This is a genomic window from Phycisphaerae bacterium, from assembly GCA_024102815.1.
Taxonomy (GTDB): Bacteria; Planctomycetota; Phycisphaerae; order UBA1845; family UBA1845; genus JAGFJJ01.
The window spans coordinates 1-13,868 of the sequence record JAGFJJ010000045.1; the positions used below are offsets into that span (position 1 = coordinate 1).

General features: G+C 62.4%; 10 protein-coding genes. 4 read left to right on the forward strand and 6 right to left on the reverse strand.

Going from position 1 to position 13,868, the window contains the following annotated elements; translation table 11 throughout:
* The 4 genes from J5J06_09610 to J5J06_09625 all read left to right on the forward strand — a co-directional run.
* On the forward strand, positions 1-280 hold a 280-nt coding region (locus tag J5J06_09610; protein ID MCO6437329.1), incomplete at its 5' end, for a hypothetical protein.
* On the forward strand, positions 277-1,305 hold the full coding sequence (locus J5J06_09615) for a hypothetical protein (GenBank protein ID MCO6437330.1): 1,029 nt from the start codon (positions 277-279) through the stop codon (positions 1,303-1,305). The genes J5J06_09610 and J5J06_09615, both read left to right, overlap by 4 nt.
* Positions 1,306-1,315: 10 nt before the next feature.
* On the forward strand, positions 1,316-1,858 hold the full coding sequence (locus tag J5J06_09620) for an SMI1/KNR4 family protein (protein MCO6437331.1): 543 nt from the start codon (positions 1,316-1,318) through the stop codon (positions 1,856-1,858).
* An 83-nt stretch (positions 1,859-1,941) separates the two neighbouring features.
* Positions 1,942-2,190 (forward strand): hypothetical protein, encoded by a 249-nt coding sequence (locus tag J5J06_09625; protein MCO6437332.1) that lies wholly within the window; start codon positions 1,942-1,944, stop codon positions 2,188-2,190.
* A 626-nt stretch (positions 2,191-2,816) separates the two neighbouring features.
* On the opposite strand, the gene J5J06_09630 is transcribed toward J5J06_09625, so the two are convergent.
* The 6 genes from J5J06_09630 to glgB form a co-directional block, all read right to left on the reverse strand.
* Positions 2,817-4,229, reverse strand: a complete 1,413-nt coding sequence (locus J5J06_09630; GenBank protein ID MCO6437333.1) for an O-acetylhomoserine aminocarboxypropyltransferase/cysteine synthase — start codon at positions 4,227-4,229, stop codon at positions 2,817-2,819.
* Positions 4,230-4,555: 326 nt separating this feature from the next.
* A complete protein-coding gene (locus J5J06_09635; GenBank protein ID MCO6437334.1) occupies positions 4,556-4,759 on the reverse strand; it encodes a hypothetical protein in 204 nt (67 codons plus the stop codon).
* A 145-nt stretch (positions 4,760-4,904) separates the two neighbouring features.
* A complete protein-coding gene (treY, locus tag J5J06_09640) occupies positions 4,905-7,556 on the reverse strand; it encodes a malto-oligosyltrehalose synthase (GenBank protein MCO6437335.1) in 2,652 nt (883 codons plus the stop codon).
* Positions 7,557-7,559: 3 nt separating this feature from the next.
* Positions 7,560-9,989 carry a DUF3536 domain-containing protein gene (locus J5J06_09645; GenBank protein ID MCO6437336.1) on the reverse strand — a complete coding sequence of 810 codons (2,430 nt, stop codon included), beginning with the start codon at positions 9,987-9,989 and terminating at the stop codon, positions 7,560-7,562.
* Between the two features lie 17 nt (positions 9,990-10,006).
* The gene (gene treZ, locus J5J06_09650; GenBank protein ID MCO6437337.1) at positions 10,007-11,851 is read right to left on the reverse strand and encodes a malto-oligosyltrehalose trehalohydrolase; all 1,845 of its coding nucleotides are present in this window, start codon (positions 11,849-11,851) and stop codon (positions 10,007-10,009) included.
* Positions 11,848-13,803, reverse strand: a complete 1,956-nt coding sequence (gene glgB / locus J5J06_09655) for a 1,4-alpha-glucan branching protein GlgB (GenBank protein MCO6437338.1) — start codon at positions 13,801-13,803, stop codon at positions 11,848-11,850. Before glgB ends, treZ begins: the two co-directional genes overlap by 4 nt.
* Between the last annotated feature and the right edge of the window lie 65 nt (positions 13,804-13,868).

Genomic DNA, 13,868 nt, shown 5'->3' on the forward strand with positions numbered 1-13,868 from the left:
GCGCTTTCCCGAGCAATGGAAGCCGCCCGTCTCGCACACGCAGCAATACATCGAAGAGACCAATCGCCGCAACCAGGAGTTGAGCCGCCTCATCGCCGAGGACATGCACCGCAGGCTCGAACAGCGAGTGCAAGCGCAGCGCCAGTCCGATAACGCTTCCTCGCGCGAAAGCGCGGCCCCGACGGTTCTCCCGGACCTGCCTCCGGCGACCTCGCCGAAGCATTCACCACAACAGCAATCGCCGCAACCGCAATCACCTGATCAGGAACCAAACCCATGAGTTTTACCTATCGCTTCCGCAAGAGCATTTCCCTGGCCGTCATCTTCGCCTTCACCTTCGGCATAACCGTCACGCCCGCCGAGGCGGTCTACGACCCCGTCACCGGCCGCTACCTCCAGCGCGACCCCAACGGCACGGCCCTGCTCATTCAGGCCACCATGCACTACCAGGGTGACTTCCCCATGGTCACCGTCTCCCCCGCCTACGAACTCCAATACGGCGACGGGATGAATTTCTATGAGTACACCCAGAGCACCCCGCCAAACCGCACCGACCCCAGCGGGTTATTTTCGTATGCAGACGTGAGCGGCGGCATGGGCATTCAGGGCGACATGTTCGGACACTATGCCGACATGGCCGTCTCGACCGTCGACGCGCTCAAAGGCGTCGCCTTCCTTCAGAACGAACGCAGTGCGGTAATCGACGATATCATCAGTTTCTCTGACGACGCGTTCGACTTCTCCGGCATCGACCGAGGCATCGCGTACTATGATGCTTATCAGGTAATCACGTTTAAGCTTACGGTCGGTTACATTGGATTCAAGGTGGCGCGTGGTGTCGTTGGGCTTGGCCGAAGGGCGTTTCGGTATTTTGCCAACCGTGCCGGTGGCCGACGGGCCTTGCTGGAAACACTTGACGCCGGTACAAGCGCGCAGCGAGAGTTCTTCGGGATTGGGACCGCGCCCGTTACCGTTGGGTCAAAGCTTTCCCGCGAAGCAAGCGATGCGCTAAGGACAGAGGCACGGGCGATTTGGGAGCGAGCCACGGGACGGAGGGCCGTTTGGGATAATCTCCAAATCCACCATCGGGTTCCACTTGAGTGGTCACACGTGCTTGGTCGGGCCGATCCCAATAGGTTGTCAAATCTTGTTGGCGTTGACGCGCCAACGCACGTGCTCATCAACAATGAATGGAATGCCTGGAAGAGATCGCTAGCGGGGCGAACACCATCACAGGTTGAACTCATGGAGCAAGTTCTTAAGATTGATGACATGTTCTCTGACGCATGGGTATTCCCCAAATGAAGGTGGGTCCATGAAATCGATTGCCAATGAGGTAGAGGCATTGCTGAGCGAAGTACCCAGGCCGCCGGAGGATTCGATTCCGTCGGGGGCAACTGATGAGATGAAAAATGCATTCGAGAAGGAAACGCGGCTTAAGCTGCCACCTGCTGTACGCCAGTGGCTCGGCGTGACCAATGGACCGTGCGTGGGCCCGGGCGGAATCATGGGAATCCAAACGTCGAGAAAAACCCTCGACATGCAATGGTTATTGGAGTTACACCCCAATTGGATCGCCCGGAAATGGATTCCGATAGCTGGCGACGGTTGCGGTAATTACTACATTGTTTCAACTGCCAAAGAGTTCGGATTTGGAGAGCCTGTGCTTTTCGTGGAGGCGAGTGTAGACGACAATACCCCTGTGTATATCGTTGCTTCCGATATCTGGCACTTCTTGCGCTTCCTTTTTATGAAGGAGCTCGGCAAGACTCGTTGGCCCTTTGATAAGGCGACCGTACAGCGGGAGGATCCCCAAATGCTTGCGTTTCGGGGAGTTGCGCTACCCTGGGAAGCCTGACACCGCGTACTGGCGCTGGAGGGTCGGCGAACATAATCCACCGGTAACGAATGGGTTTTCCCTCCCCGGAGATTAGGCGAGTCATGGTAGAATGGTGCTCTGTTCGCAAACTTCGAGGATTCGATCGACCAACGATCGACTCAGTCTATGAAATCCAAGTCCTTGACGAAGACGGTCGGGCGATTGGCGTCGGGTACCTGAACGACGCGACAATTCAACTGGCTATCGGAGATAGGCAGATCCCTCCCCAGGTGATCAGCGCCGCCAGAAGGTGCACGCTGGGGGACGGGCAATATGTCGGCCCGGACGGAAAAGTGGCGCCGGGGTTCTGATGCATTCAAGATAGCCTCGCAGGGTGCGACTCCTGTGAGAGTTCGGCCAAGCACATCTTGAATTGAGCGCCGGGTGCCATGGCCAAGCGAGCCGCAGGCGAGCGCCGCCATGCTCATGACGCCGCCCCCTTGCGAAGCGTCGGACACAATTGACACTCCCTCCGCTCCACCGTCCCCCGCGATCGTCCGCCTTCAACCATCCCGCTCCTGCCCCGACAGAGGCAAATGACTGGCCAATCGCCATTCCGGCCGCGCGCCTCATTTCAACACACCAACAATCCCCGACGCTTCAGGAAAATAAACTGAAAGAAACATTTAGCCATTGTCGCTGACATTTTAAGTTGAACGTTCAACTTAGTAACCGGCGCCCCATTGCGGGGCGCTCACTTTGTGCGCCGCGCCGAGTGCGCGCCCTTGCGCGTTATTACCTGTAGAGGGACCTCGAGTCCGCCACGGCCCGGCTCGGGAGTTGTCCCGTCTCTGCAAACCGAAAGGAGTGCCGATCGTGTCCCGGCAAACCACGCCAGATTCAAAGCAACGAAAGCTCGCCCGGATGCGCAGCAATCCCGGCGCCGCGCGCAACACAGGCAGACCAGGCATGTTCGGTGTCGCGTCGTCGGCGGCCCCTAGAGCCCCGCCTTGCTCGGCACACCCACGGCCGCGCGCGTCGAAATGCGATGCAGCGCCTGATCGAGGTCGGCGATGATGTCGTCCGGATGCTCGGCCCCGACACACAGGCGGACCATGTTCGGCGGGATGTGCGCCAGCTTGCGGCCTTCCTCGCCTTGCTGCTGGTGCGTGGAGATCGCCGGGATCGTGGCCACGCTCTTGATCCGGCCCAGGTCCGTCGCCCGCCAGACCCGCTCCAAGGCATCGAAGAAACGTCGCGTCGGCTCCGGCCCGCCCTTCACGCAGAAGGACATCAAATGCCCGTAGCGGTTTACCGGTTTGCCGTATTGCTCGTCGTACTCGGCGTCCACCAGCCACATGTACTTCGAGGCCAGCTCGTACCGTGGATGGTTGGGCAGACCCAGGTACTCGACGCTCTCCACCATGGGATGTTCTTCCAGAAACCGCGCCACCTTCATGGTGTTGCAGCTCATCAGGTCCACCTTGGAGCGCAGCGTGCGCATGTCGTTGAGCGTCATCACCGCCTGCATGGGGTGCAGGTTGGGGCCGTGGTCGCGGTTGGGCAGATACTTCACGTACAGGGCGAAGTCGCGCTTGAGGGCATCGTTATCAATGTTGGTGATGAGGTTGTTGCGGGCGATGACCGCGCCGCACACGCCGAATCCGCTGCTGGTCAGCGTCTTGGTCGCGGAGTGGACCACCAGATCCGCCCCGTGGCAGATGGGCCGCAGCAGGGCGGGCGTGGCGACCGTCGTATCGCAGATCAGCGGCAGGTTGTGGCTGTGGGCGAGATCCGCCACCGCGGCCACGTCGAAGAACCCCAGCCCGGGATTACTAGGCAGTTCGCCGTACAGGAAGCGCGTGTTCTCGTCGATCTTTTCCGCCCACTCGTTGATGTTCGTGGGGTCCTCCACCCAGCGGACCTCGATGTCCCGCTCCTCCATCAGGCGGACCTTGAACTGCTGGAACGTCCCCCCGTAGCACTGGGCCGTGGCCACGAAGTTCCGCGGCTCCAGAACATGGTGCTTCTTGTGAACGAGGAACGGCTGTACGGCCGTCATGATCGCCGCCATGCCCGACGAAGTGGAACAGGCCGAGGTCTCGCCGTCGAAGCCGTAGGCCTCGAGCAGGGCAAGCGTCCATTCGTAATAGTAGGTCGAGGGGTTCGCAATGCGCGAATAGGTCCAGGAGGGGATGAGGTAAGCCAGGGCGGCCGCCATTTCGTCGCTGTCGCGAAACGCCTGCGATGTGCTCATGAAGATGGGCTCGATGATCGAGCCCTGGTAATCCTCCAACGCGTCCTGCACGGTGTACAGACCGTGGACGGCGATCGTGTCGAACCGCCACTTCTTCACCACGTCGCGGATGTACTGGCTTCGCCGGGCGAGGTAGTCGTTGTTCCGGTCGATGTAGCGCTGCATTCCCGGTGTGATGTGGATTTCGCCGCCGTACATGGTCCGTCTCCCGCGTGTACTACGTTTGAATCAGACACAACGTGGCCCAGTATACCCGATCCGGGACCGGTGTCCCAAGGCAGTTTGCGGTCAACGACGGGGATTGCCCATGAAATTTCGTAACTGAATGACCTGTCGGAGGAAGCGGGCCGTGCGGAAGGGGAGCGACACGGGGCCTTGGCCCCTGTGGCAAAAAAAGAACGGGAGCCGCATCGTGAAACGACGCGCTCCCGTCTTGCGAAAACTGTCGATCGACCCGTCGTCGATCCGGATTCTGGTCGCTAGTTGCCGGCCTTCTTGCAGCCGGAGCAGTTCTTGCAGTCGCCCTTGCAGTCCTTGCTGCACTTGCCGTCGGCCGTCATCTTCGCCTCGCAGCACTTGCCCTTCGACGCGCAACCCGTCGAGGTCAACATCGAACCGGCGAAAAGCGCCACCGCGGCCACAACCAGCATGCGACCACCCGCCGAAAGTACCTTCTTCATCATGGACAAGTCCTTTCACATCTCAGGAAAAAACCAGAACCTCGATCCGGTTTCAGAATCGAACCGGACCCCAGCTTGTCAGGCGGCGAACTGTACCAAATTCGCGCACTCCGGCAAGTCACCACGTGGTAACAGCGGATCTCAAGCGTCAATGCACGATGGTCAGCAAAGCGACCGGAAAACGCTTCAGAAGCGATTCCATCGACCTGGCGCCCTCGTTTGTTTCTTCGGCGGTGAGTTCGTTATGCCACCTGCCCGGCGGGATGGTCAGCGTCGTGTTTTCCCACCGTCGCGGGAGTGTCGGCCACCAGCGCGGAACGACGGTGATCACTTCACCCCCGCGGATAAAGGCGACCACGTGGTCTGATCGCCGGCCTTCGGCAAGGAGCGGTTCATAGCTGCCTTCGGGGCCGAACGACAGAGGCAGTCGTTGACGGACGGCCAGCGCCCGACGAATCAACTCCAGTTTGACGGTGCCGGACTCTTCGGCAATCTGATCAAGCGTAAGTCCCTTGTCGGCTGATTCGGCGAGCAATGCCCGGCGACGGTCGAAATCCACCGGCCGGCGGTTGTCCGGATCGACCAGGCTCAGGTCCCAGAGCTCCGTTCCCTGGTAGGTGTCGGGCACTCCCGGTGCGGTGAGCTTCACAAGAACCTGGGCGAGCGCGTTGATGCGACCGGGAACGACGAGCGGTTCAACGAAGGCTTCGAGGTCACGGACGAACGGCTCGTTGCCGAGAATGCCCTCCACGAAGCGCCCCAAGGCTTCTTCGTATTCGGCGTTCTGATCGGTCCACGAGGTGTGCCGCTTGGCTTCCCGCGCCGCCTTGAGTGCGTACGCCGAGAGCCGCTCCAGCTCGATCGGCCAGGCGCCGACCAGCGTCTGATACAGAAGATACTCGGTATTGCGATCCGGGTATCCATTCGTTTTCAACGGTTCGTTGATCGTTGACCAACGCTCCACGGCCGCGCACCAGTCGTCGGGCATCTCCGACAATACCGCCAGGCGGGCGCGAACATCCTCGCTTCGTTTCGTGTCATGCGTGGATGTGGTCAACATGGATTCGGGCCAGCGGACCTGCCTTCGGGCGTTTCCTTCGTGAAAGGTGGCCAGACTTGTCGCGAAGTGATCGGGCTCGCCGCCCACCTCGTTCAGGGCGACGAAGCGGTTGAAATCGTAGAAGGCCGTGTCCTCCACGCCCTTGGCAATGGTCGGGGCGCATAGCTGCTGGAAACGCTGCACAAACTCCGTTTCGCGACGGCCCGTCAGGCGCAGCAGAAGCAGGTCTTCCAGAAAGGAAAACAGCCGTGCATCAAGATCCTCGCGGCGCTGTTTCGCGGTGGTGATGGTCGTCTGGATGATCGCGGAGTCCCCTTCAGCGGGCGAGCCCCGATCCGGGACGATATATGTGCGGTAGACGGGGAAGCCGGCCACAACCTCGCGGAGCGCCTCGTGCAATTCGTGACGAGTGAAGTCCTGGGACACCGGCCGGCTGCCCGAGATTCTCAGCAGGAGAGAGGTCAGGCGGTTCACGTCCGCGCCGAGACTCGTGGAAAGGATGAGCTCCTTCCGATCGTGAACGACTTCCGCGAAATCGGTGCTTTCCTCGGTGAATTCCACGTAGAACTCCGTCAGGCGCGTCCTGGCCTGGGGGTGCACGAAGAGTCCGTTGACGGCGGCGAGGAAGTCGTATCCGGTTGTGCCGGCGACGGGCCAGTCCGCGGGAAGCAATTCGTCCGGCTGAAGAATCTTCTCCACGACGACCCACGCCTTGGGGGCGGCCTCACGGAGCCGCCGCAGGTAATGGCCGGGATTACGCAGCCCGTCGACGTGATCGATCCGCAGTCCGTCCACCTTGCCCTCGCGGACCCAGTGGAGAATCAGCCCGTGCGTATCGTGAAAGACGTTTTCGTCCTCGACGCGGAGAGCGATGAGGCTGTTGATGTCGAAGAAGCGCCGGTAGCCCATTTCGCGCTCGGCGTTTCGCCAGAAGGCAAGGCGGTAGTTCTGCCGCTTGAGCAGGGCGTCCATCGCGGCGGGAAGCCGCTGCCATTCGGAGAGCACGGCATCGATGGCCTCGGCGACGGCGGGCTGCGCCGTGCATAGTCGCTCAAGCAACCGGGCGAGCACGGCCTTGTCGCGGTGCCGCCGCCCGGCGCTGGAGAAGTCCGTCCGCGTGGCCTGCGGAAGACGCCCGAAGGCGCCGGCGAGGAAGGACAGTTCGTCTGAGGGCGCGCGCATGGCCGCGGCGTTGAGTACGTCTTCGAGCGATCGGGGGCCGATGGGCAGTTCGTGTTCATAGTAGCGGAGGTAGAAGTGTCCGCCTTCGCGGTGCAGCGCCAGCTCTCCCGATTCGAGCACCTTTCCATAGCGATCGCCCAGAATGGGGACGAGGATCAGGTTTCGAAACTTGGACTCGGGCGGGTCCCAGTCGACATCAAAATGGCGGGCGTACAGACTGGAGGGACCGTTCTCGAGCACGTCCCACCACCAGGCATTGGCTCGCCCGCTGATGGCCATGTGGTTGGGGACCACGTCGAGAATGAGGCCCATTCCGGCGCGATGCAGGGCGTCGCACAGGCGGGTGAATCCCGCGGTGCCGCCGAGTTCGGCGCTGACGCTCGTGGGGTCGACGACGTCATATCCGTGCGTGCTGCCCGGTGCGGCCTGAAGGCACGGGGAGCAGTAGAGATGACTGATCCCGATGCCGGCAAGGTAGTCGACGACCGAGGCGGCGGCATTGAAGTCGAACCCGGGTTGCAGTTGGACCCGGTAGGTGGCCACCAGTGGCGTTTGCATGACCTAACTCGTCTTGAACCACAGGGCTCCGGCCAGCGCGTCAAACTGCTGGCACCACTGGCCCGCCTGGTCGTCGCCGCCCTGCGACTTGGACTGCATATCGCCGCGGACGTCCTCCTGGAGGCCGTGCAGAATGTTCTGCGACTCAGCGAGGTTCATGGGCACGCTCGTCTCGCGAATGAACGCAGCGAACTCGGCGCACTGGCGCAGGACGTTCAGGTCGCGCGGGGATTCGGACAGGCGCTCCATCAGTCGATGCATGGTCTCATCGAACGTGTGACCGAGCTGTTCGATATCCAGGTCCAGTCCCGGCCAGTCCTTCATTTCCTTCCACGTGGCGCGGGCCTGCTGAAGGTCGGGATCCGGCTCGCGGAGGATGGATCGCAGGCGTGTCCCGAGTACCGTCTCCCCGATCACCCGCAACTGCCGGGGAACGGGCAGCGAGAGATCGATCATGAAGCGCGTCAGCGGCGCATGATGATCGAGAAGAACGCGGAACTGCTCGTCCACCTCGGCCATCCGCTCCGCGACGACGTGCCTGATCACCTGGCGCTGCTCGTCCTTGAAGAGCGTGGCCATGGAGTACACCGAGGCCCCGAACCGTTCGTTGAGAAAGGCCGTCAGTCCGCCGATGTTCGCCTTGCGGAACAGATCGAGGCCGTCCTGGCGGAGCGATTCGAAGGCCGGGTCGTCTTCGAACTCGCGGACGCCGCCGATGAGATTGTGATCGCCCCAGTGCAGCACGGCGTAGCTCAAGGACGTATGGGCCCGGGTGATGCGCGAAGAGAATTGCGCCCGGCCGACGAGGTAGCGCATCCGTCCGACCTCGGCATGTTCGTGGCGCGTGTCGCGGACATCGTAGGCATAGACCGAGGTGGTGCACTGCTGGTCCTCAAACAGACAGATGAAGGCGAAGTGGACGGCGAGCCGCTTGAGATCGACGCGGGCGGGTCGCACCCACATTTCGTAGATCTTTCTGCCGTTCTCGAACTCCGGGATGTTGCTCTTGGCGTTTTCGATCTTGGCCAGGAACTCGTCTTCAAAGGAGCGGCCCAGCGTTTCCTCGGCCAGTTGCAGCGTCCGCGCGGCGTACTGTAAGACCTGCACGGTTTCGATTCCCGAGATTTCATCAAAGAACCACGCGCAGCTCGTGAACATCAGCATGGCGTGGCGCTGTAGTTCCAGCAGCCGGAGGGCGTCGACGGTCTGCTCGTGGGAGAGCTCGCCGACGGCGTGACGTTTGAGGAATTCTTCCAGGGAATGATCGCTGCGATCGAGGATGACCTCGATGTAGCCGTTGCGCGCCGCCCAGGGATCCTTGAGCAGCTCCTTGGCGCGGGATTCGTAGGGTTCCGCGAGGGTGTCGCGGAGGTCATTCAAGGCGTTCCGCAACGGAGCCCGCCAGGACTGGTTCCAGTCGCCGTGCCCGCCGGAGTTGCATCCGCAGTCGCGCTCCCACCGCCCGACGCCGTGCACGCAGCTCCAGGCCGTGTTCTCCACGATATCCACTTCCTGCTCGGGCGGGTGCTTCTCCAGATATTCACCGTAATTCGTGAGCTTCACCGGCTGGTATTCTTCGATATGGCGCAGGGCGTACGCCAGGGCCATTTCGCCGCCGCGATGGTGGTGGCCGTAGCTTTCGCCATCCGTGGCGATGTGGACGAGTTGCGGCCAGTCGCGGGAGTCGTTGAGTCCGCTGAGCAATCGGTTAGCGAAAGTCTCGCCGTTGTCCAGTAGCTTTTCGAAGGCCACAGCGCGGGAGATGGGGCCGTCGTAGAAGAAGACGGTGATCTGCTGCCGGCGTGACAGGCGGACGCGATAGGCACGGGACGGATCGATCTTGCCTTCCGTGCCGTCGCGCCAGTGGCGGACGCCGATCTTGCGAAATCGCGATGCCTGGTAGGGGGAGAGGACGGTGAACTTGATGCCCTGCTCGGCCATCAGGGAAAGCGACTCCTTGTCGACGGCGGTTTCCGGAAGCCACATGCCTTCGGGGGCGCGCTGGAAGCGATGCTCGAAGTCGCGGATGCCCCATCGAATCTGCGTGTATTTGTCGCGCCGGTTGGCCAGCGGCAGGATCATGTGGTTGTAGGCCTGGGCGATGGCCGAGCCGTGTCCGGCGTAGCGTTCCCGGCTCAGGCGGTCGCCTTCGAGAATCGCGGCGTAGACCTTGGGGGCTTTCTCCTCGAGCCAGCTCAGAAGAGTCGGGCCGAAGTTGAAGCTGATCCGGGCATAATTGTTGACGATGTCGACGATCCGCCCGTCGCCGTCGAGGATGCGCGCCCAGGCGTTGGGGCCGTAGCACTCGGCCGTGATTCGCTCGTTCCAGTCGTGGTAGGGGTGAGCCGAGTCCTGGACCTCGACCGACTCCAGCCAGGCGTTCTCGCGGGGCGGCTGGTAGAAATGCCCGTGAACACACACATAGCGATCCATGCCGGTGACGTTCCCTTCTACGGGCTTTGCTGGGGCAGCAAGACCACCATCGAATAGGGGTAGAGGTCGATTCGATCGCCGGCGGCGGTGCCGGATCGATTCTCTCCCGGTCCGGCCCACTGCCGGTCGGCGGAGTCCAGCGCAATGCGCCACGGCCTGCGGTCCGCGGGAAGCTCCACGGCGGCGGCCTTCTCGGCGAAATTCAGGAATAGCAGGGCCGTAGCATCCGCGTCGTTCTGCTGTCTCTTGATCCGCACGACGGAAGTCCCCGCGAGCGCCTCAACCTGATGCCATTCCACGCCCGCCGCAGAGAGTACCGGAGACGAGGACCGCAGTCGAAGCAGCGCCCGGTAATATTCCCGTATCCGGCAGTGGGGCTCGGACTGGGACAGGTCGTGGTTGAGGCGTGAACGGTTAAAGGTCTCCTCGGCCTGGGGATCGGGCGTTTCGCCTTTCCAGGAGAACGAGGCGAATTCTTCCCGCCGGCCCTTGCGCACCGCCTCGATCAGGCCGGGGTCCTTGTGGCTGACAAAATACTGGAACGGCGCCGTCTCCCCGTATTCCTCGCCCATGAACAGCAGCGGGATGAAGGGAGAGAGGATGACGGCTCCCGCGGCGAGCTTGGATGCCTCCGGCGATACAAGCGTCGTCAGCCGGTCGCCGAGCATCCGATTGCCCACCTGGTCGTGGTTCTGAATGCAGACGACGAACTGTCCGGGCGAAAGCTCCTCGGGCGAGCTGCCGTGGCGGCGGCGGCGGAAAACCGAATACTGTCCCTGGTATACGTAGCCGTCGCGTAATGCCACCACGACGTCATCCAACGATCCGAAGTCGGCATAGTAGCCGTCGCGTTCCCCTGTCAGGCGCGCGTGGAGGGCATGATGGACGTCGTCGCACCATTGGCCGTCGCATCCCAGATCGCGGCGGCCGGGCTTGCGGCAGACGCGGTTGTCGTTGGCGTCGGTTTCGGCGATCACGTGGATCACTCGGCCCAAGTGGTCGGCGCGGGCGTGGACCGCGTCGGTGAGCTCGCGGAGAAACGGATAGGCGGAGTTGTCCACGATGGCGTGGACGGCGTCGAGACGCAGGGCGTCCATGTGGAATTCGTCCACCCAGCGCAGGGCGTTGTCGATGAAGAAGCGACGGACTTCGTCACTCTCAGGACCATCGAAGTTCAGCGCCTGTCCCCAGGGCGTATGATACCGCGAGGTGAAGTAGGGGCCGAAGTCTCTGAGATAGTTGCCCTCCGGTCCGAGGTGGTTGTAGACGACGTCCAGCACGACAGCCATGCCGAGGCCGTGCGCCGCATCCACCAGATGCTTCAGTCCTTCGGCGCCTCCGTAGGAATTCTGCACGGCGAAGGGGTAGGCGCCGTCGTAGCCCCAGTTCCGTGTGCCGGGGAACTGTGCCACAGGCATGAGCTCGACGGCCGTAACGCCCAGTTCGCGCAGCGCCGGCAGGTGCTTTTCCACGCCGGCGAAGGTGCCCGAGGCCGAGAAAGTTCCCACGTGGAGTTCATAGATAACGTAATGAGAGAGTGGCAGGCCTTTCCATTGGCGGTCGGTCCAGGCAAACCGCGGATCGATCACCGCGGAAGAGCCGTGCACGCCGTCCGGTTGGGAGGAGGATGCAGGATCGGGGCGTTCGATTTCGCCGTCGAGGCGAAATCGATAGCGGGCCCCCGGACGAACGTCCGCCGCCACGCCGGTGTGATAGCCCCGATCGACCGCGTCCAGCCGGTGACAGCGGTCGCCGGATTCGCCCAGGATGACCTCCACCGCTTCCGCTTGCGGTGCCCAGACCGTGAAGCGGCAGGTCCCTTCCGGCGACGGGACGGCGCCGAGTGGATGCACTTGCGTCATGTCACGATTTCGGGAGGGCATTTGAACATCACAATCGCCAAGGGAGGAACGGTGATCTTCACCGAGAGCGGTCGATTGTGCCAGGCGACCGGAACGGCCTGGACCCCGCCGTAGTTGCCCATTCCGCTTCCGCCGTAGAAGGCGGCATCGCTGTTGAGAATCTCCTGCCAGTAGCCGCTGGCGGGCACACCGATTCGGTAATTCTCGCGTGGCACCGGCGTGAAGTTCACCGCGACCAGGATGGTGTCGCGCGGGCCGTTTCCGCGGCGGAGATAGGTCAGCACGCTCTGCTGTGAATCGTCGGCATCGATCCACTCGAACCCGTCGGGGCGGCAGTCGCCGTCATGCAGGGCGGGCTCCCGGCGATAGGCCGCATTCAGATCGCTTACCCAGCGCAACATACCTTCATGGAAAGGAAACTCCAGGAGGTTCCAGTCGAGCTCGGCGTCGTGGTTCCACTCGCTCCACTGCCCCAGTTCCGCTCCCATGAACAGCAACTTCTTTCCGGTGGTGGCGTACATGCTTCCCAGCAGAAGGCGCAGGTTCCCAAAGCGCTGCCAGTCGTCTCCCGGCATCTTGCCCAGCAGCGAGCCCTTGCCGTGCACAACCTCGTCGTGCGAGAGGGGCAGCACGAAATTCTCGGAGCTGGCGTAGACGTTGCGGAAGGTGAGCTTATCGTGGTGGTATTTGCGGTAGACCGGATTCCGCGACATGTACTGCAACGTGTCGTGCATCCAGCCCATGTCCCACTTGAAACCGAATCCCAGGCCGCCCAGGTAGGTGGGGCGGGACACGCCGGGCCACGAGGTGGACTCCTCGGCCGTGGTCTGCACGCCCGGATAGCGTGCGTAGACCGTTTCGTTCAGTTGCCGCAGGAAGTCGACGGCCTCCAGGTCCTCCCGCCCCCCGTACTTGTTGGGGATCCACTCGCCTTCGGAGCGCGAGTAATCCAGGTAGAGCATGGAGGCCACGGCATCCACGCGCAGCCCGTCGGCATGGAACTTGTCGAGCCAGTACATGGCGCTGCTGACCAGGAAGCTGCGGACCTCGTTGCGCCCGTAGTTGAAGATCAGCGTGTTCCAATCACGATGGAATCCGCGGCGGGGGTCGGCATGTTCGTACAGATGCGTGCCGTCGAAATATCCCAGCCCGTGCTCGTCCGTGGGGAAGTGCGACGGCACCCAGTCGAGAATGACCCCGATGCCCGCCTGGTGCAGGCGGTCGATGAGGTACATCAGGTCTTCCGGTTCGCCAAAGCGCCGCGTCGGTGCGAAATAGGCGCTGGTCTGGTAGCCCCAGGATCCGAAGAAGGGGTGTTCCATGAGGGGCAGGAACTCCACGTGTGTGAAGCCGGCGCGTTGCAGGTAATCGACGAGCGGATCGGCCACCTCGCGGTAGCTCAGAAACTGCCGCGTGGAAGAATTGCGGCGCCAGGAGCCGAGGTGCATTTCGTAGACGCTGATGGGATCGGCGAGGATGTTCTGCGATGCCCGCCGCTCCATCCAGTCCCCGTCCTGCCAGGTGTGCCCGCCGTTCCAGACGACCGACGCCGTTCCCGGGGGGAGCTCGGTGCAGCGGGCGAAGGGGTCGGCCTTGGCGACGCTGTACCCGCGTTGATGCGACGAGATGTGGTACTTGTAGATGCATCCGGGAGAGACGTTCTCGAATCCGCCTTCCCAGATTCCCGAGGAGCCGCGCGGCTGGAGGGGATGGCGCCCCGGTGTCCAGTCATTGAACGGGCCGATGACCGAAACCTCCCGCGCGTTCGGCGCCCAGACGCCGAAATGGGTCAGGCTCCTCCCGCCCGATTCGACCACGTGAGCCCCGAGCTTGTTATAAAGATCGAAATGCCGTCCCTCGTTGAACAGGTAGATGTCGTCCTCGGTAAGCAGACTGTTCCGCGAAGTGGGCGGCTGATCAACCGTATCGACGATGCTGGTTCGCTTGCTCAATGCTGACTCCCACGATGTTTCTGCGATCGGCGTCCAATGCAGGCAGGCTCGACGCGGCGCTCCGC